The organism is Moorena sp. SIOASIH, assembly GCF_010671925.1.
In the GTDB taxonomy this organism is placed as follows: Bacteria; Cyanobacteriota; Cyanobacteriia; order Cyanobacteriales; family Coleofasciculaceae; genus Moorena.
In genome coordinates, this window is sequence record NZ_JAAHIH010000004.1 from 130,883 (window position 1) to 149,433 (window position 18,551).

At 41.6% G+C, this 18,551-nt stretch carries 19 protein-coding genes; 10 read left to right on the forward strand and 9 right to left on the reverse strand.

Annotated elements, in window-relative coordinates; all coding sequences use genetic code 11:
• Nucleotides 1-233: 233 nt before the first annotated feature.
• The 4 genes from F6J90_RS21900 to F6J90_RS21915 form a co-directional block, all read right to left on the reverse strand.
• Nucleotides 234-1,229 carry a DUF1822 family protein gene (locus F6J90_RS21900; protein ID WP_293098196.1) on the reverse strand — a complete coding sequence of 332 codons (996 nt, stop codon included), beginning with the start codon at nt 1,227-1,229 and terminating at the stop codon, nt 234-236.
• 74 nt (nt 1,230-1,303) lie between these two features.
• A complete protein-coding gene (locus F6J90_RS21905) occupies nt 1,304-1,999 on the reverse strand; it encodes a sigma-70 family RNA polymerase sigma factor (protein WP_366513815.1) in 696 nt (231 codons plus the stop codon).
• Nucleotides 2,000-2,490: 491 nt separating this feature from the next.
• The gene (locus tag F6J90_RS21910; RefSeq protein ID WP_293098198.1) at nt 2,491-2,844 is read right to left on the reverse strand and encodes a hypothetical protein; all 354 of its coding nucleotides are present in this window, start codon (nt 2,842-2,844) and stop codon (nt 2,491-2,493) included.
• A 104-nt stretch (nt 2,845-2,948) separates the two neighbouring features.
• Nucleotides 2,949-4,124, reverse strand: a complete 1,176-nt coding sequence (locus F6J90_RS21915; protein ID WP_293098200.1) for a transposase — start codon at nt 4,122-4,124, stop codon at nt 2,949-2,951.
• A gap of 211 nt (nt 4,125-4,335) precedes the next feature.
• Between F6J90_RS21915 and F6J90_RS21920 the strand changes: the two genes are divergently transcribed.
• On the forward strand, nt 4,336-5,847 hold the full coding sequence (locus F6J90_RS21920; RefSeq protein ID WP_293098203.1) for an FAD-dependent oxidoreductase: 1,512 nt from the start codon (nt 4,336-4,338) through the stop codon (nt 5,845-5,847).
• Here the strand turns inward: F6J90_RS21920 and F6J90_RS21925 are convergent.
• Entirely contained in the window at nt 5,789-5,965 is a 177-nt protein-coding gene (locus F6J90_RS21925; protein WP_293098206.1) for a hypothetical protein, read from the reverse strand. The genes F6J90_RS21920 and F6J90_RS21925 overlap by 59 nt on opposite strands.
• 419 nt (nt 5,966-6,384) lie before the next feature.
• Between F6J90_RS21925 and F6J90_RS21930 the strand changes: the two genes are divergently transcribed.
• The 5 genes from F6J90_RS21930 (at nt 6,385) to F6J90_RS21950 (ending at nt 11,166) form a co-directional block, all read left to right on the forward strand.
• Nucleotides 6,385-7,524 (forward strand): Na/Pi symporter, encoded by a 1,140-nt coding sequence (locus F6J90_RS21930; protein ID WP_293098209.1) that lies wholly within the window; start codon nt 6,385-6,387, stop codon nt 7,522-7,524.
• A 221-nt stretch (nt 7,525-7,745) separates the two neighbouring features.
• The gene (locus tag F6J90_RS21935) at nt 7,746-7,967 is read left to right on the forward strand and encodes a hypothetical protein (RefSeq protein ID WP_293098212.1); all 222 of its coding nucleotides are present in this window, start codon (nt 7,746-7,748) and stop codon (nt 7,965-7,967) included.
• A 592-nt stretch (nt 7,968-8,559) separates the two neighbouring features.
• Nucleotides 8,560-8,718 carry a hypothetical protein gene (locus F6J90_RS21940; protein ID WP_293098215.1) on the forward strand — a complete coding sequence of 53 codons (159 nt, stop codon included), beginning with the start codon at nt 8,560-8,562 and terminating at the stop codon, nt 8,716-8,718.
• Nucleotides 8,719-8,903: 185 nt separating this feature from the next.
• Complete coding sequence (locus F6J90_RS21945) at nt 8,904-10,055, forward strand: cupin domain-containing protein (protein WP_293098218.1); 1,152 nt, start codon at nt 8,904-8,906, stop codon at nt 10,053-10,055.
• 109 nt (nt 10,056-10,164) lie between these two features.
• On the forward strand, nt 10,165-11,166 hold the full coding sequence (locus F6J90_RS21950; protein ID WP_293098221.1) for a sucrase ferredoxin: 1,002 nt from the start codon (nt 10,165-10,167) through the stop codon (nt 11,164-11,166).
• Between the two features lie 227 nt (nt 11,167-11,393).
• Here F6J90_RS21950 and F6J90_RS21955 read toward each other — a convergent pair whose 3' ends face one another.
• Nucleotides 11,394-11,852 carry a GNAT family N-acetyltransferase gene (locus F6J90_RS21955; protein WP_293098224.1) on the reverse strand — a complete coding sequence of 153 codons (459 nt, stop codon included), beginning with the start codon at nt 11,850-11,852 and terminating at the stop codon, nt 11,394-11,396.
• 364 nt (nt 11,853-12,216) lie between these two features.
• On the reverse strand, nt 12,217-13,071 hold the full coding sequence (locus tag F6J90_RS21960; protein WP_293098227.1) for an alpha/beta hydrolase: 855 nt from the start codon (nt 13,069-13,071) through the stop codon (nt 12,217-12,219).
• A gap of 179 nt (nt 13,072-13,250) precedes the next feature.
• Between F6J90_RS21960 and F6J90_RS21965 the strand changes: the two genes are divergently transcribed.
• Nucleotides 13,251-13,664 carry a thioesterase family protein gene (locus F6J90_RS21965; protein WP_366513816.1) on the forward strand — a complete coding sequence of 138 codons (414 nt, stop codon included), beginning with the start codon at nt 13,251-13,253 and terminating at the stop codon, nt 13,662-13,664.
• Here the strand turns inward: F6J90_RS21965 and F6J90_RS21970 are convergent.
• Nucleotides 13,606-13,926, reverse strand: coding sequence for a hypothetical protein (locus F6J90_RS21970; protein WP_293098230.1), 321 nt, complete (start codon nt 13,924-13,926; stop codon nt 13,606-13,608). The genes F6J90_RS21965 and F6J90_RS21970 overlap by 59 nt on opposite strands.
• Before the next feature lie 99 nt (nt 13,927-14,025).
• A complete protein-coding gene (locus F6J90_RS21975; RefSeq protein ID WP_293098233.1) occupies nt 14,026-14,223 on the reverse strand; it encodes a hypothetical protein in 198 nt (65 codons plus the stop codon).
• 338 nt (nt 14,224-14,561) lie between these two features.
• On the opposite strand from F6J90_RS21975, the gene F6J90_RS21980 reads away from it, so the two are divergent.
• From F6J90_RS21980 to F6J90_RS21990, 3 genes are all read left to right on the forward strand, one after another.
• Nucleotides 14,562-14,705 (forward strand): hypothetical protein, encoded by a 144-nt coding sequence (locus F6J90_RS21980; RefSeq protein WP_293098236.1) that lies wholly within the window; start codon nt 14,562-14,564, stop codon nt 14,703-14,705.
• Nucleotides 14,677-16,026 (forward strand): P-loop NTPase fold protein, encoded by a 1,350-nt coding sequence (locus F6J90_RS21985; RefSeq protein ID WP_293098239.1) that lies wholly within the window; start codon nt 14,677-14,679, stop codon nt 16,024-16,026. The genes F6J90_RS21980 and F6J90_RS21985 overlap by 29 nt, the downstream gene beginning before the upstream one ends.
• A 178-nt stretch (nt 16,027-16,204) precedes the next feature.
• A complete protein-coding gene (locus tag F6J90_RS21990) occupies nt 16,205-18,493 on the forward strand; it encodes a tetratricopeptide repeat protein (protein WP_293098241.1) in 2,289 nt (762 codons plus the stop codon).
• The last annotated feature ends 58 nt before the right edge of the window (nt 18,494-18,551 follow it).

Below are 18,551 nucleotides of genomic sequence, written 5' to 3' on the forward strand. Positions count from 1 at the left end.
TGTTGCAGATGTGATTTGTCCCCTCATTTTACCTATTTATAGAGGTTTATAGAGGTTTATAAAGGGTGTATCGGTGCCTTAGGATTGACCACTGACTGATATCAAAACTGATATCAACAAAGACACCAGATAACCGATCTATCCCCGAAGGACTTTGAATTATAATGCTTTCGGTGGTGTGTCGATGGCTAAATTCAGCAATTCCTAGATTGGCCCTAGGCCACGCTACGGAATCAGATGGCAAAATCCTCAATAATCCTGGCATCGCCAAGAGCAACTTCGACACTAAATTGCTCTCCTGGTACACCACTGAACTGCAATTGAATGTAATTATCGATTTGTCTGGCTTGGGCTTCAAGAAAAACTGTTCCCGATGCATCCAGCACAGTGAGGGTGAGGTTGGGAGGCAAATAGATTTTACTGCCGGTGGGATATACCTTGAGGCGAATATTTTGCTTGAGTTCAGATTCTGGGACAAGTTCCACTACCAAAGCCACGGTGGAACCAGCTAGCAATAGCCCTAAGTCGATCAACTTAGCCCGCCTAATCCCCACATCAAGATTTTCCTCTAGGGGTAACGCCTCAGTTGACTCTAGACCAGAAGAGCGGAAAGCGAAAATTGGTTCGGGTGGGTTTAACAAGTTTTCCAAGCTTTCGAGAGTTTGCCAACCAGTTTCAACCACATTGTTTAACCATTGACTCAAGTTTACCCTTGTTCTCTCGACTACCGGTGGTATGGGTTGTGGTATGGGTTGATGGAACTGATCGATTAAATCATCAACAGGTCGTAGTTGGCTCAGGGGTAACTCTTCGGTATCAGCAGTTGGAGTAAATCCCAACACTGTTCCCTCCGACGATCGTTCATCAATCTGAACAACTACATAGCCAATCCGATCACACCAAACTTCGGGGGGAATATGGCAGACGGAATCTTGGACTTTGATCGGTCGGCATTCGATACGACCGATACCGGATACTTCCAAGTCTGCCACATTAGCTAACAGGCGCATGATAGGGTTCCAGCTGTCTGAGGCTTTTAAATCTGTAGCCATCCCCATCATTTGCATGTAATCATTGACAACCAACACAGCCAAGGTGTTGAGTCGAACTTGCTGAGCTTTTTCAGGGGTAGGCTGCTGCCTAGCAAATTGCTCAGCACTCCTGCGTGCATTGTGAGTAATGGGCAGAGGAAGGGCAAATTGTTCTAGGTTATGGGTGTTGTAGGTCATAGGAATTGTGTTTCTGTACTGATGTGAACACCTTGAAGCTGGTTAATGTTAAGGTAAGTATTTTTAAGCTCCTATTATAGATATCCCTCCGATTCTCCAAATTTACGCAAACGGGGCAAACATTGTCGCTGATAAAAGCTACTTAATGTAGAAATTGATACATTAAACTCTTCTGATAGGGTTTTCCAGCTAGTTTCTGGAGGCAAGCGCCGCAAAATTAAGACTTGGCAGGTGACCTCTGGATGACCTTTAATATGGGTAGTGCGTAGATCACTATCAACAGCCGCCGTTTCCACCCATTCCCTAACATCTTCGAGTAAGGTAGGCACTTCGGGTGGAGCTGCCACACTATTGAGCGGGTCAAGGTTTTCACCATTTTGACCCTTGCTAGAAGATACTCTCTTATTTTGTCCTATGGTATTGATGCGAAAGTCTTGGAGTCGTTTCTTCAAGTAGAAATTGAGCCAAGTGACCACACTGCCACGGCTAGAGTCGTAGGGATTACCGGTTTTGCCTTCGCAAATATTCTGGCAAAAGTAAATCCAGGTTTGTTGGAGTGCGTCTTGATAGTAGGGAGTATGTTCAAGCCAAAGTTTCTTAGTGACTAAACGAATAATTTTTGTTAAGTTTTTTTGACGCTGAGCGCTTCCAGGTGGATGACTACATGCTGCCGTCACTAGCTGGTTGAGCTGCTCATAGAGTTGAGTCATAATGCGATCGCTCCGCCTTTGCTGATATTGCCTTTCTCCGAAAATACTATTTTCAAACAAGTATGTATATGTTATGCAGGGTCAGCCTCAGGTATGTAATCTGAACTACTCCAGGATACTCGGAGTTGTGGTAAAGACTAACCCACTATTGAGCTGTTGACAGTGTAAGTATTATGTGTTAATCACTAGGGACTAGAAACTAGGCTTAACTATCTAATATTTAATATCTAATATTTAATATCTAATATTTAATATTAGATATTAATAAATAATTGTTTGGTGTTTTAAATATAACATCTAAATTTAATTGGTAAGACCTAACACCTAAAATCTAAAATCGTAAGCATTCAGCCTAATGCCTAATGCCGTCAGTGGTCAGCCATTGGCCTATGGCCACGCGGGGCGCGTTCGGGAGAATTTAATTCAGATTAAACCTCTTTTATTCAAAAGCACCATCTGTAGCACCATCTGTAGCGCTAATCGCTGACCGCTGATAGCTGATAGCTGAATGCTTACTTAAAATCTAATACCTAACACCTAACACCTAACACCTAAGGCAAGCAGTGATGTTTCCCAATTGCCAGAAATTTTTGATCAAATTTTTGATCAAATTTTCGGGAATCCCTGGAAGACACCTTGTAGTAAGTAAGTAACGTAGCTTTACTAGAGCTTGTCAAACATCTTGGACAGTTTTTGACATATGCCTCTAGGATTTCCTCCCAGTTGATGTACAGTGGCGGTTGTAGCAATGGTTGCAGCCGCTTTTTTTTTTGGAGGGGAATGGGTAATGGGTAATAGCCACTGCTGTATTTAGGATTGTGCGAATGCGAACGCGCCCCGCGTGGCCGTAGGCCAATCGCGTAGCGGCTCTTTTGGAGCATCCCATAGCGGCTCTTTTGGAGCATCCCATGACCGATCACAGAATTACCTTAACATAACTTCATACTTGTGCCATCCTTTGACACTCCCCGTCCTATAAGAACGGGGATTCTTGGATCAACGACTCGACTTACTCAACCTGACCGGAATCAAGAAGAACAGAGGTCAAATCTCCCCCAGCGTTTGGATCAATGATCCAGGTTCCGGTGTGCCCCACCGTACCCAAGGCTCTATTGAGGATGTTTACTGCGGCATTGTGATCGCGATCAAGTCTGCAACCACATTTACAGACATGAGTCCTGGTTGATAACGACTTCTTGACCACTTCGTCGCATTCAGAGCAGTTTTGGCTTGTGTAGGCGGGGTTTACTGCAACAGTGACCCTGCCAAACTTTTTACCAAAGTGTTCTAACCACTTCCGAAACTGATACCAACCTGCGTCACTAATAGACTTAGCCAGACAATGATTTTTAACCAGATTTCTGACCCTCAAATCTTCGTAGGCGACCAGGTCGTTAGACCGGATTACGCAACGCGCCAGTCTCTTGGCGTGTTCTTCACGTTGCCTACTTATTTTGAGGTGATGCCTGCCTAGTCTATTAACGGCTTTCCTACGGTTAGCTGAGCCTTTTTTCTTCCGAGAAACTCGGCGTTGATAAAACTTTAGCCTCTTCTCCCCAGTCCTATAAAAACGGGGATTGGGCTCTGTATTTCCATCGGAATCAGTATAAAACTCTTTTAGTCCTACATCTAACCCGATGGTTCTTCTTGACGGTTCTATTTCCTCGTTGCAATCAACTGAGACGCAGAACTGAACATAGTAGCCGTCAGCCCTTTTGACTATGCGAACTCGTTTGATTTGTTTCTTGTCGAAACGCCACAAGTCCCATGTACCTTTGAGCTTGAGTTTTCCAATCCCTTTTTTGTCAGTGAATACAATCGATTTTTTGTCGGGAGATAATTTCCATCCTGACTGCTTATATTCAACTGATCGACAATGTTTTTTAAATCTTGGAAAACCCTTCTTTCCTGGTACCTTTTTTTTGCAATTGTCGTAGAATTTCGCAATCGATGACCATGCTCGCTCAGAAGCAGCCTGTCGGGCACTAGAGTTCAATTCATTAGCAAAAGGGAATTCCTTGGCCAATATCTTGCAATATTTACTAAGATCGTACTTCCCTGTTCCTTTATTGTCCATCCATAGACGAATGCAACTATTTCGGATAAACTTGACCGTCCGAATGGCTTCCTCAATAGCTGAATATTGGTGCTTCTTGCCATATACCTTGAACTCTATAATGATCATTGACCTTTGGTCACGCTACGGGAACGAATTTCGACCTCCTTCGGCGTTCGCCTTTGGCGTGGCCTACGGCCAAGCCGACGCTACGCGAACGATATGTTTTTATGTTATCATACCTAGCGACAATTTTTAATTCAAATTCCAAGAAAAGCCGTCCTAGAAGGACGGGGCTTTAGACCCAAAATTTTTGGTAAATAGACTCAAGAAAAGGTCAATGTCAGAAATCTCAGAAAGAAAACGAGTAGTTGTAGTCGGTGCTGGATGGGCAGGCTTAGGCGCAACTCACCACTTAGCCAAACAAGGTTACGATGTCACTCTCCTAGAAGCAAGTTCCTATCCCGGTGGTTTAGTGGCAGGATGGAAAACAGCGGGTGGACGTTCTGTAGAAGGGGGAATTCATGGTTTCTGGTATCCTTATCACAACATTTTCAAGCTGGTAAAGGAACTCCGACTCAATCCTTTCACTCCTTTCACCCGTTCTTCCCAGTATTCTCCTGCTGGATTAGAAGTCGAATCCCCGATCTTTCAAAATGAACCACGACTTCCCACCCCTCTAGGAACCTTCCTATACACGGACTTCAAACGGTTACCCCTGATTGATCGACTCTCTGCCTTACCCCTGCTCTATGCCGTTATTGACTTCGATAATTCCCACCAGGCGTGGGCTAGGTATGACTCGGTAACCGCCCGTGAATTATTTAAACAGTTTGGGGTTTCGGCACGACTGTACAAGGATTCCTTTGAGCCAATGCTGTTAGTGGGTTTATTTGCTCCAGGAGAGCAATGTTCAGCCGCAGCAGCCCTAGGAATGCTGTATTACTTCATTTTGGCTCACCAACCGGACTTTGATGTGGTCTGGTGCCGAGGAACGGTAGCACAGATGATATTTAAACCCTGGGTGGAACAGATTGAGAAAGCCGGGGGAAAGGTACTTACCAATAAACGGGTCAATGACATTATTATAGACCACACAGGCAAGGCCAAAGGGGTAATGTGTGGTGATGAATGCTTTGAGGCTGACGCGGTGATTTTTGCAGTCAGTGTCAGTGGTATGAAGAAAATCCTTCAGAGTAGCACCATGCTCCAAAGCCGCAAGGAATTCCGCAACCTGATGAATTTAGGGGGAATTGATGTGCTATCAACCAGGTTATGGTTTGACCGCAAAGTTGAGATTCGCCATCCCTCTAATGCTTGTTTTGGGTTTGATGCAACCACGGGTTGGACATTTTTTGACCTTAATGCTTTGCATGATGAGTACCGGGATGAACCTGGTAGCGTGATTGAAGCAGACTTTTACCATGCTAACCAGTTGCTACCCCTAAGTGATCAGCAAATTATCCAGAAAGTTCAGCGTGACCTAGGCACCTGTGTTTCGGGTTTTCGAGAGGCAAATCTGATTGACAGTAGTGTGATTCGAGTACCCCAAGGGGTGACTCACTTTGCTCCCGGTAGCTATCAGTATATGATGCAGCGAACCACTAGTATTGAAAATGTATTTATGAGCGGGGATTGGATTATCACTCGCCACGGTTCTTGGTCTCAGGAAAAGGCGTATGTTACAGGTTTAGAGGCAGCAAATTTGGTAATTAGGCGGTTTAGACAGGGGAATCTCGCCAAGATTATTCCTGTTGATGCTGATGAATTCCATATTCAAGTCACACGGAAGATTAACAAAACTGTACGGGAGTTTGGTCAGATGTTATTCCATAATTTTTGGTTACCTTGATTGAATTTGGTAATTTTAGGGAACAGGGAATAGGGAATAGGGAATAGGGAATAGGGAATAGGGAATAGGGAATAGGGAATAGGGAATAGGGAATAGGGAAAAATCCTGTGTACATCATATGTACTTGATAAGTATGGAAAACGCTATACTTGGTAATTTTGAAGTGGGATTTGCCGAATAACCTAGTCTATATAGTTGAAATAGGTAATGAACAATTTTGCTGATTTTTCATAACACAAAAAAAACATCCAAGCTCTTTATCCCAAGTTGCGGTAAAACCTACAACTTTCTCTTCTGCCAATCTCCCAATCTCCCAATCTCCCTATCTCCCAATCTCCCAATCTCCCAATCTCCCAATCTCCCTATCTCCCTATCTCCCAATCTCCCTATCTCCCTATCTCCCTATCTCCCTATCCAACCAATCTACTCTCTTTGAATGCAACTCGGTATTAGTACTGTTCCCTGTTCCCTATTCCCTGTTCCCTTTTGCTATCAATCCTATGTTCACAACCCAAATACAAACACTATAGCAGAGTAATGGAAAGCGTTCAAAACTCAGACAAGCTTGTTGTTACCTTCTACAAATGGGTAGGTATTCTGGTTTTGGTTTACCTACTGATTGTGGCAGTAGGGATAATTGGTACAGGCTTTAGGTCAGCTACTGGGGAGCAAGCCCAGGAATTGTTCAAGTTTGCTACTAATCCCTTTGCTGGCTTAATTGTCGGTACCCTAGCAACTGCTTTAATCCAATCGTCAAGTACAGTAACCTCGATTATTGTGGGTCTAGTAGCTGGTGGTTTGCCAGTGGCAACGGCTGTTCCTATGGTGATGGGGGCTAACATTGGCACCACCATTACTAATACACTGGTTAGTTTAGGACATATCCAAAATAAGGACGAATTTAAACAGGCTTTTGCTGCTGCAACCATCCACGACTTCTTCAATCTGATTAGTGTCGTTATCTTCCTACCTTTGGAAATTACCACTCACTTCCTGGAAAAGATTAGTCTGTTCTTAACAAGCCTGGTTGTGGGGGAAAACTCGATTAATTTAAACAACGTTAACCTGATAAAATTAGCCACTGCTCCAGTCACTGATAGGATTAAAACTGTCAGTAACATTTTACCAGAACCATTTAATGGTATTGCCCTGATTGTCCTAGGTATCAGTGTTATTTTCCTATCCATCTTCTTCATTGGCAAACTGCTCAAAACCCTAATGGTAGGACGAGCGAATGAGATGTTGCACACTGCTATCGGTAACGGTCCCATTGCTGGGATTGCTTCTGGGACACTAGTCACTGTAATCGTGCAATCTTCCTCGACTACCACCAGCCTGATCGTTCCCCTAGCTGGTACAGGTTTATTGAGTTTACAAGAAATTTATCCCTTCACCCTAGGCGCAAATATCGGAACCTGTATCACTGCCTTACTTGCGGCGACCGGAATAACGGAAAACCCAATCCCTGCTCTAGAAATAGCTACAGTGCATCTACTTTACAACACCCTCGCAGTTGTGATCATCTACAGCATTCCTGTGTTGAGACAAATGCCAATCCTGGGTGCAGAAACCTTAGCTACTGTTGCCACTGAGCGGAAGTATTTAGCGTTCCTATATATTGGAAGCGTTTTCTTCGTTATTCCTCTACTACTTCTGAGTCTATCCACATTGCTGTGACAGCTTACCAGCTGAGCACCTCATTCCGGTCTTCGTGTCTTGTTTCAAGAATACTCACTATATCTTTGTTAGGGCAGATGCGATGGGGTGCATCTCCTAAAAGCTGTTTGACACGGTGGTGCGTTACGGGCAGCAACATAACCCTGACTACGAGGCGAAAAATGAAGGCCCCCCTAACGCACCCTACGCAAAATTTTCAAAAATGAGATGCACCCGATGCGATGCTCCAAAAGAGCCGCTACGCGAATGTCCGTAGGCCACGCTACGCGATGCTCCAAAAGAGCCGCTACGCGATGCTCCAAAAGAGCCGCTACGCGAACGCATCTTCTCTACAACCAATCAAATCCTGGCATGTTTGGAAGCCCCATCTCGGCAAGAGCATAGTGCTGATTCTCTATAGTCCACTTAACTCTCTAGAGTTAATTGATAATAATTATTGCTAAATTAACTAGCTCAAGCCTTGCTATAGCAAGCTTGAGCACTATATCACATTGATTTAACATCTGTGACATACTCCCATACTGAACCAATAGGTCAGTGTGGGCTTCTTGCCAACTCCACCCATTGGTTAGGATACAAGGCCGTAGGCCACGCGGGGCGCGTAAGGCCTTTGGCCACGCTACGCGAACGGCAAGCTTTATTAAAGATACGGGATGCCCCGACCCACCGGAACCATACAAAAAAGTTCAATTTTGAGGCACGTAGGTGGCGGTTAGCTCTTAATTTGTTTTTCCTACTATTTTCATTATAGCATTTTTCAACCTATGCAACACAGTTCCTGTCCGCGATTCATCTCACACTCATGGCGTAGCATGTTCCTTGTGAGGCATAAGAGCGGATCAAGCTAAGCCTAACTCTTAGCTTATCGGCTTAGGATAGGCTTAGAAAACTTTATCGAAATTTATTATCAATTATTGACTTTGGCCTTGCCATTAAGTTAAAGTGTATAGAACATACCCGATCACTGAGCCTTTCGAGCAATAGCTTAAAGGTTAAGCAGCAAAAGGGTGAATCTACACTAGTTGGAGACAAATTATGTTAGAGCAAATCAAAGGATTGACTGCTGAAAAGCGCCCTGTTAGCAAAATTACACTCGAAATCAAGGAAATCGTTCCTAATAATCCCCGTAAGACTACTGAATCTTGCCTAAATACTGACGCTGACGGTGGTGATCTTAGAAGCGAGGAATCCTGAGACGGTCTGGCCTTCTCAGGTAGCTATTGCTTATGAGCCCAGAATTGCTAGCAATAATTAGTTGCTAATAGTTTTGGAGTAATCCGAGCTTGTATCAGAAATTAGAGAAATCTTCTCAATTATATTTCTGGTGCAAGCTAGTTGCTTAGTATAGTTTTTTTGTTGCTAAAATTTCTCAAATAGTTATGTCAGTGCTCGCAAAAATCCTCAAGCCTTATAGTGAGCAGAAATTCCTGGAATACCATTGGACGAGTAAAGCAGTATTTATCCCAAGTGAGGACGAAAAGAAGTTTGCTGAGCTATTTTCCTGGCAAAAACTCACCGATCTGCTGAATTTCCATCAATTCAAGTATCCGGAGCTGCGCTTAGCCTTAGATGGCAAAGTTTTGGAGGAAAAGGAAAACGCCAATCTAATCAAGTGGTGCCAGTCAGGGGCAACTCTAATCATTGACAAGGTACATAAACTAGTACCAGAAATTACTAACTTCACCTCAGAAGTTAGACAAGATTTAGGCTATAGTGCTCAAGTCAATTCCTATTGTTCATGGCCCAGTAAACAGGGATTTTCCTGTCACTACGATACTCACGATGTCTTTATCTTGCAAATAGAGGGAAACAAGGAATGGTACGTATTTAGCGATACTTTAAAATACCCGTTGACTGAGCAAAAATCAGCCTCTGAAACACCTCCGGAAGGGGAGCCTTACTTGAAGTGTACCCTTACTCCTGGTGATGTGTTGTATATACCCCGTGGACATTGGCACTATGCTGTTGCTCTAGATCAACCGTCACTACATTTAACCCTAGGGATTCATTGCCAGACTGGTGTGGATTTTTTAGACTGGTTGGTTAGTGAGTTAAGGCAGAATGAAGCCTGGCGTAAAAGTTTACCACTGCGGTTAGATGCTGAGCCATTAGATCTTGATAACTTAATCCAAAATTTAAAACAATACCTTACTAACAGTGATATCCAGGAACGATATAACCGTTATCTTGATGGCTTAGTCAAGCCACTAGCTGGATACTCTCTACCTGCGCAAGCAGGATTTAATATATTTCCCAATGGTGTAGAGACTAGGTTTAGCAATCCCAAATTTAAACGCCTCAAAATTTCACAGCTGCCAGATGACAATGGCTATAAAATTATCGTTTCAGGTAAAGAAATCGCTTTAGGAGGAGTAACTGAATCGTTGGTGAAAAATTTATTCACCAGAGAGACCTTTACTGGTAGTGATGTCATGAAATGGTTACCAGATTTCGATTGGGAGGTTGATGTTGCTCCTCTTTTAACCCACTTAGTTACTGAAGGAATAATTTTTGTTGATACCAGAGTATAACTAATAGGGAACAGGGAACAGGGAACAGGGAATAGGGAATCAAGAAACCAATTATCTGTATATCATAGCTATTAAATGTTTATTAAATGATAATTAAGGAGAAAAATCGATGAACACTTTTTTTTGTTCTGACCATTCACAGCAGTTAGCCGAAGATATTATCGGTAGTGGTACTAATTACCAAGTGTATGTTTTAGTGGAATGTCGCCAACCGTGGCTGTGTAATGCCATGGATTCTAAGTATATTCCAGAGAATCTTAGGAGTTTAGTAGATGAGGTTAAGCAGCGTAAGCTGCCAGTAAGATTCCTACTCATTGCTAATAATAAAACCCTAAAAGCAGATCAGACTAAGCTTTTGATTTATAGTCACAACGGCGAAGCAAGGTTAAAAGGGTACACCAAGCTAGAGTTTGATGTGACTAATCTTGGTGAGGTAGCTGGGATTGTCAAACAATTCTTGGCTGGAGAAACTCCAAACTGTGTCACACAAGACAGTGACACTAGAGACATTTTAGTTTGCACCCACGGTAGCCATGATCTGTGTTGCGGCAAGTATGGTAATCCTTTTTACTCCAAAGCCTTAGCTACTGTTAATGAGTTATCCTTAACCAATGTCAGACTCTGGAAAGCCAGCCACTTTGGTGGTCATCGGTTTGCTCCCACTGCGATTGACTTCCCAGATGGAAGATACTACGGTGTCTTAGATCAAGATTCATTTAAATCAATTTTAATCCGTAGTGGTGATATTGAATGCTTCAATCGAGTTTATCGAGGTTGGGGTATTCTACCGAATAAAATTCAGGTATTGGAAAGGGAACTTATCCTCCGCTACGGATGGAATTGGTTTAAGCACAAAGTTGGTGGTTCAATTATTAAGGAAGATGCGAATCAGGATTCTATTCAAGCTGAGATCAGCTTTGAAAAACCTAATGGCTTGATTTACCATTGTCGTGCTGAATTGGTTAAAGATGAAAGTAAGACATTGCAGCTGAAAGGGTCTTGTGGTGCTCAGAAAGAGTCAGTATTTGTTAAATATACTATCAAGAATCTCTGCCTTTACTCGGAATTGCTGGAAATTCTTCCAGTTTATCAACCGCAGATGGCAAGCTAAGAGGTAAGCATTCAGCAGTCAGCCGTCAGCCGTCAGCCGTCAGCTCAACTAGTAGGGTGCGTTATCAACGCACCTTACAGATAGAGTTACTGGTGTTAGTCATTTACTTAGTCATTGCTATAGGTATCGTAAGTCAATTGTGATAATTTTTGATACCCTATTCCCTATTCCCTATTCCCTACTCCCTACTCCCTGTTCCCTGTTCCCTGTTCCCTGTTCCCTACTCCCTACTCCCTACTCCCTTTGCTAGATATATTAAGATACATGAATTGGTGGCTGATGCCAACATAGTCAAATGGCTCACCGTCAGGTATAAAACCAAGGCGACTATAGAAACCTAGGGCATTAATTCTAGTCATTACTCTCAAACCATTGAGATTGTTTGCTTTGGCTTTTTCAATTAATGTCTCGATCAGTTTGGTGCCGATGCCTTGGTGACGAAATTCAGGTAATAGTCCAACGTAGGCAATACTTCCCAATCCCGGAGACAATTCTCTTAATCTTGCTGAACCAATTACCTGATTACTACAAACAGCAACGATATGAAAAGCACTACTCTCGTACTGGTCCTGTTCTGTTCCTTTCTCCATGCCCAGAGGTGCTCTGAACACAAGCCACCGCTGGTGGTACATATCCTCTAACTCTTGTTTATTCTTAACAGGACGCACTTCAATATTCGTCATCATGCTTAACCATATTTAGAATTAAGAATTAAGAATTAAGAATTAAGAATTAAGAATTAAGAATTAAGAATTAAGAATTAAGAATTAAGAATTGTAAGCTATCAGCTATCAGCTATCAGCTATCAGCTTTCAGCTTTCAGCTTTCAATTAAGAATTTAGAATTGTCAGAATATGCGCTACGGGCAGGCTACGCCAACAGCTATCAGCTTTGAATTAATTCTTAATTCTACATTCTCAATTCTACATTCTCAATTCTACATTCTCAATTCTCAATTCTCAATTCTCAATTCTCAATTCTTAATTCTCAATTCTTAATTCTACATTCTACATTCTTAATTCTACATTCTTAATTCTACATTCTACATTCTTAATTCTGACAGAAAACTTGGGGATTATTAGTAATCCAGCTGTCGATATCTTTTAACACCTGATCGGGAATTTCCCAAGGAAACAAGTGAGCAGTATTGTCATAGCATTGCCATTGGCTATCCTTAAGATGTTGAGCGGTTTCTCGACTTGATGCTGCGGTAATATGGCGATCAGCAGCTCCTGCTAAGACTAGGGAGGGACATTGAATCTGGTTTAAGTCTGGCAAACGGTTATACCCAGCCCTGATGGCAGCGTTTAGTGCTGCTGTAGCGGCTTGGGAGGTCTGTAAATAGGCTGATATGGTGTGGTTGGCAAGATACTGGTAGGTGCTGGTTGTGTGTTGTTGGATCAGGTATCGAAAAAGCGATCGCTTACCAAATGTGTCAATATTCCACTGCCATCCTGGTTGTAACCAATTTAAGGCAGAAGCGATGCCGGTATAGAGATTATCCTGCCAACTAATGGGGGGATGATTACCCCAGGGTCGAGCGGCTGTAGCGATTAAAATTAAACCCGAGACTCTCTGAGGTAGCTTCAGAGCAAGCTCCATTGCCAAAATTCCCCCTAAAGACCAACCTAGTATCAAAAAGCGGTCAATGTGGTAGTAGTCGAGAAGGGATTCCAAGTCAATCAGGTGGTCGGTCATCTGAAAATCCCGATCAGCTGGACTTTTACCATATCCTCGCAAATCAGGGCTGATAGTCCAGAACCTCTGGGATAGATGTTGGGTAAAAACCGAAAGGCACTGACTTGAGCCGGGATGACCGTGAAGGCACAGAATTGGGAATCCTGACCCCTGGAGGTCAGTGTTGAGATATACTGCTGCTTGGTAGTTTTTTTTAATCCCATTCATGTTAATTGTTAATTGTTACTTGTGTAAGCATTCAGCCATCAGCCGTCAGCCGTCAGCCGTCAGCTTATTTTATTCAATAGCACCTCAAGGAGGTTACGCTATGGGCAGAAACTTTGTAAGCATTCAGCTGATAGCTGATAGCTGATAGCTGATAGCTGATAGCTGATAAGTGAATTGGTATGATCTCTTTTACTTATAATCGCACTGTTCGGTTTTCAGATACCGATGCCGCTGGTGTGGTCTATTTTGCTAATGTTTTATCTATCTGCCATGAAGCCTATGAAACTTCTCTAGATGCATCGGGTATTAATCTCAAGTCCTTTTTCACTAAGCCCGCTGTGGCAATTCCGATTGTTCATGCCAGTGTGGATTTCTTGCGTCCTATGTTTTGTGGGGATCCACTGCTGATTCACGTGATGCCTGAGCAGTTGAGTGAAAGTAAGTTTGAAATTGTTTATCAGGTTGTTACAGCTTCCTCATCGCAACAGTTACTGGCAAAGGCAATTACCAAGCACGTTTGTATTGATGCAATGACTAGAACCAAAATTCCCTTACCTGAGGAAATAGTGCAATGGCTAGGGAGTAGGGAGTAGGGAGTAGGGAGTCGGGAGTAGGGAGTCGGGAGTCGGGAGTCGGGAGTAGGGAGTAGGGAGTCGGGAGTAGGGAGTAGGGAGTAGGGAGTAGGGAGTAGGGAGTAGGGAGTAGGGAGTAGGTAAAAAATCCTGTGTACCTGATAGCTATGAAAAACCCTTTAGTAATTTTATTATCCCTTTGAGATGATATAGCTGACGGCTGACCGCTGACGGCTGACCGCTGATCGCTTACAAAAAAAATAGCCGTAGAAATACTATCCACGGCTATTTAAATGACCTATGTCAGTGAATTTCCAAACCAATCCGGACGTGATCCGATGGGATTGGCCAAGGGGGGGAAACCCCCCATAAATTTAAGGTGTTATGGCAACGACAAATACTTGGTCATGATAGTAATGAATTCCCCTGGAACCTCAGTGGGCTGCAGAGGACTCCACTCGGAAATTTCCGCATAGCGCAGAGCATAAAGGGCGTACATAGTGTTAAGTACTGCTTTACGAGACCCCTTCAAGATGTGCTTAACGGGTTGTTTGTTGGAGTTTGGAGTAAGTTCTGACATAGGTCACAAATTGAATTTGTTTACAATGATTATTGTAATGATTATAAAAATAGTTGTCAAGGGTTTTAAAAAGTTTTTTTTGGGAGGGGTATAGGAGTAATAAAAAAATGCGATTACATAACTTGATTGTTCGCGTAATTGCTATTTAAAAGCATCGGTTTTTGACAGTTTTTTTTAGATATATCTAGGGTTTATATCTGGTTTGTAAACATGCCTATTGCCTATGGCCTATGGCCTATTGCCTTTCAATTCCGATAGTGGCGGAAAATTTGCAAATCCAGGGCAGCTTACAGTAGTATAATAAGTACCTGGACAACAATACACCTCACCGTATTAACTTGTGTAAAGCTCCGTCTCCCTGCTCCCTACTCCCTACTCCCTACTCCCTACTCCCTGCCCCCTGCTCCCTGCTCCCTAAAAAAAATTATCAGCCCTTTATACACATCAACCCCCATGAGCTTAATCAAAAAAATCTACAATAAATTTCAACCATTTTATCCCTTACCTGCCAACGATCCAGCTTATGTTAACTGTAGTGAAGTCAGGGGAGATGACGATATTTTTAGGAAAATTGGTAAAACTATCCTCTTTTCAGACCAAGCGACTTGTCAACTTTATACTGGACATCGGGGTGTGGGGAAATCAACGGAGTTATTGCGTCTGGAAGATTATTTGAAGAAGGATGGCTGCTTTGTGGTTTATTTTCCAGCAACAGAAGGGGATATTGATGAAATTGATGCTCAATATACAGATATTCTTTTAGCTTGTACTCGTAATATTTTAGAGAAACTTAAAGAGTATGCGTCTCCTAATCCCTTATTAAATTGGTTACAGTCTCGCTACACTGAATTAAAGGATTTGGCGTTATCGGATGTAGAATTTGAAAAATTAAGTATTGAAGCTCAAATTCAGGTTTTTAGTAAATTGACCACAAGTTTAAGACGAATTCCTAGTAGCCGTGAAACCATTAGAAAACAGGTTGATAATTATAGTGTATCTTTGATTGAAGCGTTAAATGAATTTATTGAAGATGCTCAACATAAATTACCTAACGACCAATCCAAAATAGTTGTGATAGCAGATAACTTAGATAGAATCATCCCCCTGGAAAAAGGGAATGACAGAACAAGTCACGAAGAAATATTTCTTGATTATAGCAGTCAATTAACAGCGTTGAATTGTCACGTAGTTTATACAGTACCAATTTCCTTAGCCTATTCCAGTCAAGCGACTGAGTTAAGAAATATTTATGCTACTCCTCAAGTGTTACCAATGATTATGGTAAAAAACCGTGACAACAAACCCTATTCACAAGGATTAGATAAATTAAAAGAAGTTATTGAAAAAAGAGTTCACTTAGTTGACTCTACGATTGATATTGATACACAAATCTTTGATAGTCAAGACAGTCGGATTGAGTTGTGCTCTATGACTGGTGGTCATGTGCGAGAGTTGATGCTATTAATGCAGTCAGTAATGCGTTATATTGATGATTTCCCGATTACTACAAGAATAGTGAGGCGGGCGGTTAGTGATGCCAGAGATAGCACCTATCGTAATGCGGTTAGTTCTGAAGAATGGCAAAAATTAGCTGAAGTTTCTCTTTCCAAGTCTATCCCTAATGATGAAGACTATCGTAGTTTGCTATTCCGTCGTTGTGTGTTGGAATATCGAGAGTTTGATGGAGAAGGTAATCCTGTGCGTTGGTATGATGTTCACCCTGTAATTGAAGGAACACCTGAGTTTCAATCTGCTCTTCGTGATTTAACTAATAGTGAGCATTCAGCAGTCAGCGGTCAGTAGTCAGCTTTCCATAACTCCGATTAAACAAATGCTTACTTGTTTTATTTATAATAAGCACATAAATTAGCGTTGCCATAGCCAACCGATAGCTGATAACTGATAACTGATAACTGATAGCTGATAGCTGATAGCTGATAGCTGATAGCTGATAGCTGATAGCTGACAACTAATAAATAAAATGCTGACATCCAATTCAACAACATTTAGATCAGATGAAGAAGAATCTTATCTGAGGTTAAAACGCGATTTATCTTGGCGTGAAGGCTTTGGGATTTTATTTGTGCGGTGTACTCCTGTACAAGAAAAAAGAATTATTGAAGAAATTAAACAAGATATTAATGATAAAACCGTTGATGTTTTAACCCTAGACCATTCTATTTATAATTTATATGATCTGATTGAGGAAAAGGTTAACGACAATCCCATTGATATTTTAGTGATTAGTGGCCTTGAAAAGTCTTTAGCCTTAGACGATTATATTAAACGTACCCTTGAAAATCCTAAAAAAGCGTATCAAAGAGAGGCTTTAGCCAGCTTATTAGGTCATCTCAATTGGCAACGGGAAAGATTTAGAGATGATTTTAATTGCTGCTTAGTGTTTACGGTTAGGAAATATACCTTAAAGTATTTAGTGCGTCGTGCTCCTGATTTTTTTGATTGGCGTTCTGGAGTAATCGAGTTTCCTGTAGATAAAGATATTGATTTGCTTCAATATTATACTCCCTTTCAAGCTAATATTGAGCAGCAAAAACCACAGGAGGTATCTCAAGATATAGTTCATAGTACTGACGAGTATTATGATTTGTTGAAAAAGCTACTCTTACTAGAGTATGAAAATGATGGTGATTTACAAGCTATTCATGATGTTGTTGAATCTAATTCTGATAAATTAAATAACTCTTTTGCCAAAATTTTAGAACAGTGGCTCCTTAAGACTTGTGCTGACCTAAATCCTGAAGAAAAAGAAGCAATTGCCGGAATAGTAGAAAGTATTTGTATTGATATTGCTCAATATAATTTAGGAAAAAGTGCCAATAATTTAGAAATAGCTATTACTGGATTAGAAACTGTTTTACAATTACGTCCCCGGGAAACTCTATCCCAAGAATGGGCGCAAACTCTATATAATCTCGGTGGTGTTTATATAAATCGTATTGTTGGCGACAAAGCTGAGAATTTAGAAAAAGCGATCGCTTGTTACCAACAGGCTCTTACCGTTTATACCTTTGAGGCATTTCCCCAAGCTTGGGCAATGACGCAAACTAATCTCGGTATTGCTTACTCTGACCGAATCAAAGGTGATAAAGCACAGAATATTGAACAAGCAATCGCTTCTTACCAACAGGCTCTTAAAGTAAGAACCTTGGATGCATTTAAACAAAATTGGGCAAGGACACGATATAATCTCGGCAATGCTTACCGTGAGGCAATCAAAGGTAAAAAAGCACAGAATATTGAACTGGCGATCGCTTGTTACCAAGAAGCTCTAAAAGTTTATACCTTTGATGCTTTTCCCCAAGATTGGGCAGATACACAGAATAATCTTGGTATTGCTTACTCTGGCAGAATCAAAGGTGAGAAAGCACAGAATATTGAACAAGCGATCGCTTGTTACCAAGAAGCTCTAAAAGTTTATACCTTTGATGCTTTTCCCCAAGATTGGGCAGATACAAAATATAATCTCGGTATTGTTTACTCTGGCAGAATCAAAGGTGAAAAAGCACAGAATATAGAAGAAGCGATCGTTTGTTATCAACAAGCTGTGAAAGTTTATACCTTTGAGGATTATCCCCAAGCTTGGGCAAAGACACATAATAATCTCGGTGCTGTTTTCCGTAATCGAATTAAAGGTAAAAAAGCACATAATATTGAACTGGCGATTGCTTGTTTCCAAGAGGCTCTTACCGTCAGAACCTTTGAGGCTTTTCCTGAAGATTGGGCAATGACACAATATAATCTCGGTATTGCTTACGGTAACCGAATCAAAGGTGAGAAAGCACAGAATATAGAAGAAGCGATCGCTTGTTTGCAAGAAGCTCTGAAAGTTTATACCTTTGAAGCATTTCCCAAAGATTGGGCAAGGACACAAACTAATCTCGGTGTTGCTTACTGTAAGCGAATCAAAGGTGAGAAAGCACAAAACATAGAAGAAGCGATCGCTTGTTACCAACAGGCTCTTACAATCAGAATGTCTGACGTATTTATCGAAGATTGGGCAACTACACAAACTAATCTCGGTATTGCTTACTATCTCCGAATAAAAGGTCATAAAGCAGAGAATCTAGAGCGGGCGATCGCTTGTTTCAACACAGCTCTGATAGTTTATACATTTAACGAATTTCCTGAAGATTGTTCAATGGTAAATGTATTAAAATGTAGATTACAATTTAGATTGAAATTTGCCTACATAATTTCAACAAAGTTATCAAAAATTAAGAAGCTTGTAGGGTGGGCAAAAACCGGTTGATTCTTTGTAACTATTCAGATTGTGGATATTCACTAATTACTAAAAACTAATGACTACA

Excerpts from the sequence above, each read along its gene's own strand:
- F6J90_RS21965 (WP_366513816.1), top strand. The coding sequence starts at position 13,251 with ATGATCTCTTTTACTTATAATCGCACTGTTCGGTTTTCAGATACCGAT.
- F6J90_RS21960 (WP_293098227.1), bottom strand. The coding sequence starts at position 13,071 with ATGAATGGGATTAAAAAAAACTACCAAGCAGCAGTATATCTCAACACT.
- F6J90_RS21920 (WP_293098203.1), top strand. The coding sequence starts at position 4,336 with ATGTCAGAAATCTCAGAAAGAAAACGAGTAGTTGTAGTCGGTGCTGGA.
- F6J90_RS21945 (WP_293098218.1), top strand. The coding sequence starts at position 8,904 with ATGTCAGTGCTCGCAAAAATCCTCAAGCCTTATAGTGAGCAGAAATTC.
- F6J90_RS21985 (WP_293098239.1), top strand. The coding sequence starts at position 14,677 with ATGAGCTTAATCAAAAAAATCTACAATAAATTTCAACCATTTTATCCC.
- F6J90_RS21990 (WP_293098241.1), top strand. The coding sequence starts at position 16,205 with ATGCTGACATCCAATTCAACAACATTTAGATCAGATGAAGAAGAATCT.
- F6J90_RS21935 (WP_293098212.1), top strand. The coding sequence starts at position 7,746 with ATGCTCCAAAAGAGCCGCTACGCGAATGTCCGTAGGCCACGCTACGCG.
- F6J90_RS21955 (WP_293098224.1), bottom strand. The coding sequence starts at position 11,852 with ATGATGACGAATATTGAAGTGCGTCCTGTTAAGAATAAACAAGAGTTA.
- F6J90_RS21915 (WP_293098200.1), bottom strand. The coding sequence starts at position 4,124 with ATGATCATTATAGAGTTCAAGGTATATGGCAAGAAGCACCAATATTCA.
- F6J90_RS21940 (WP_293098215.1), top strand. The coding sequence starts at position 8,560 with ATGTTAGAGCAAATCAAAGGATTGACTGCTGAAAAGCGCCCTGTTAGC.
- F6J90_RS21975 (WP_293098233.1), bottom strand. The coding sequence starts at position 14,223 with ATGTCAGAACTTACTCCAAACTCCAACAAACAACCCGTTAAGCACATC.
- F6J90_RS21910 (WP_293098198.1), bottom strand. The coding sequence starts at position 2,844 with ATGCTCCAAAAGAGCCGCTATGGGATGCTCCAAAAGAGCCGCTACGCG.
- F6J90_RS21950 (WP_293098221.1), top strand. The coding sequence starts at position 10,165 with ATGAACACTTTTTTTTGTTCTGACCATTCACAGCAGTTAGCCGAAGAT.
- F6J90_RS21900 (WP_293098196.1), bottom strand. The coding sequence starts at position 1,229 with ATGACCTACAACACCCATAACCTAGAACAATTTGCCCTTCCTCTGCCC.
- F6J90_RS21925 (WP_293098206.1), bottom strand. The coding sequence starts at position 5,965 with ATGATGTACACAGGATTTTTCCCTATTCCCTATTCCCTATTCCCTATT.
- F6J90_RS21930 (WP_293098209.1), top strand. The coding sequence starts at position 6,385 with ATGGAAAGCGTTCAAAACTCAGACAAGCTTGTTGTTACCTTCTACAAA.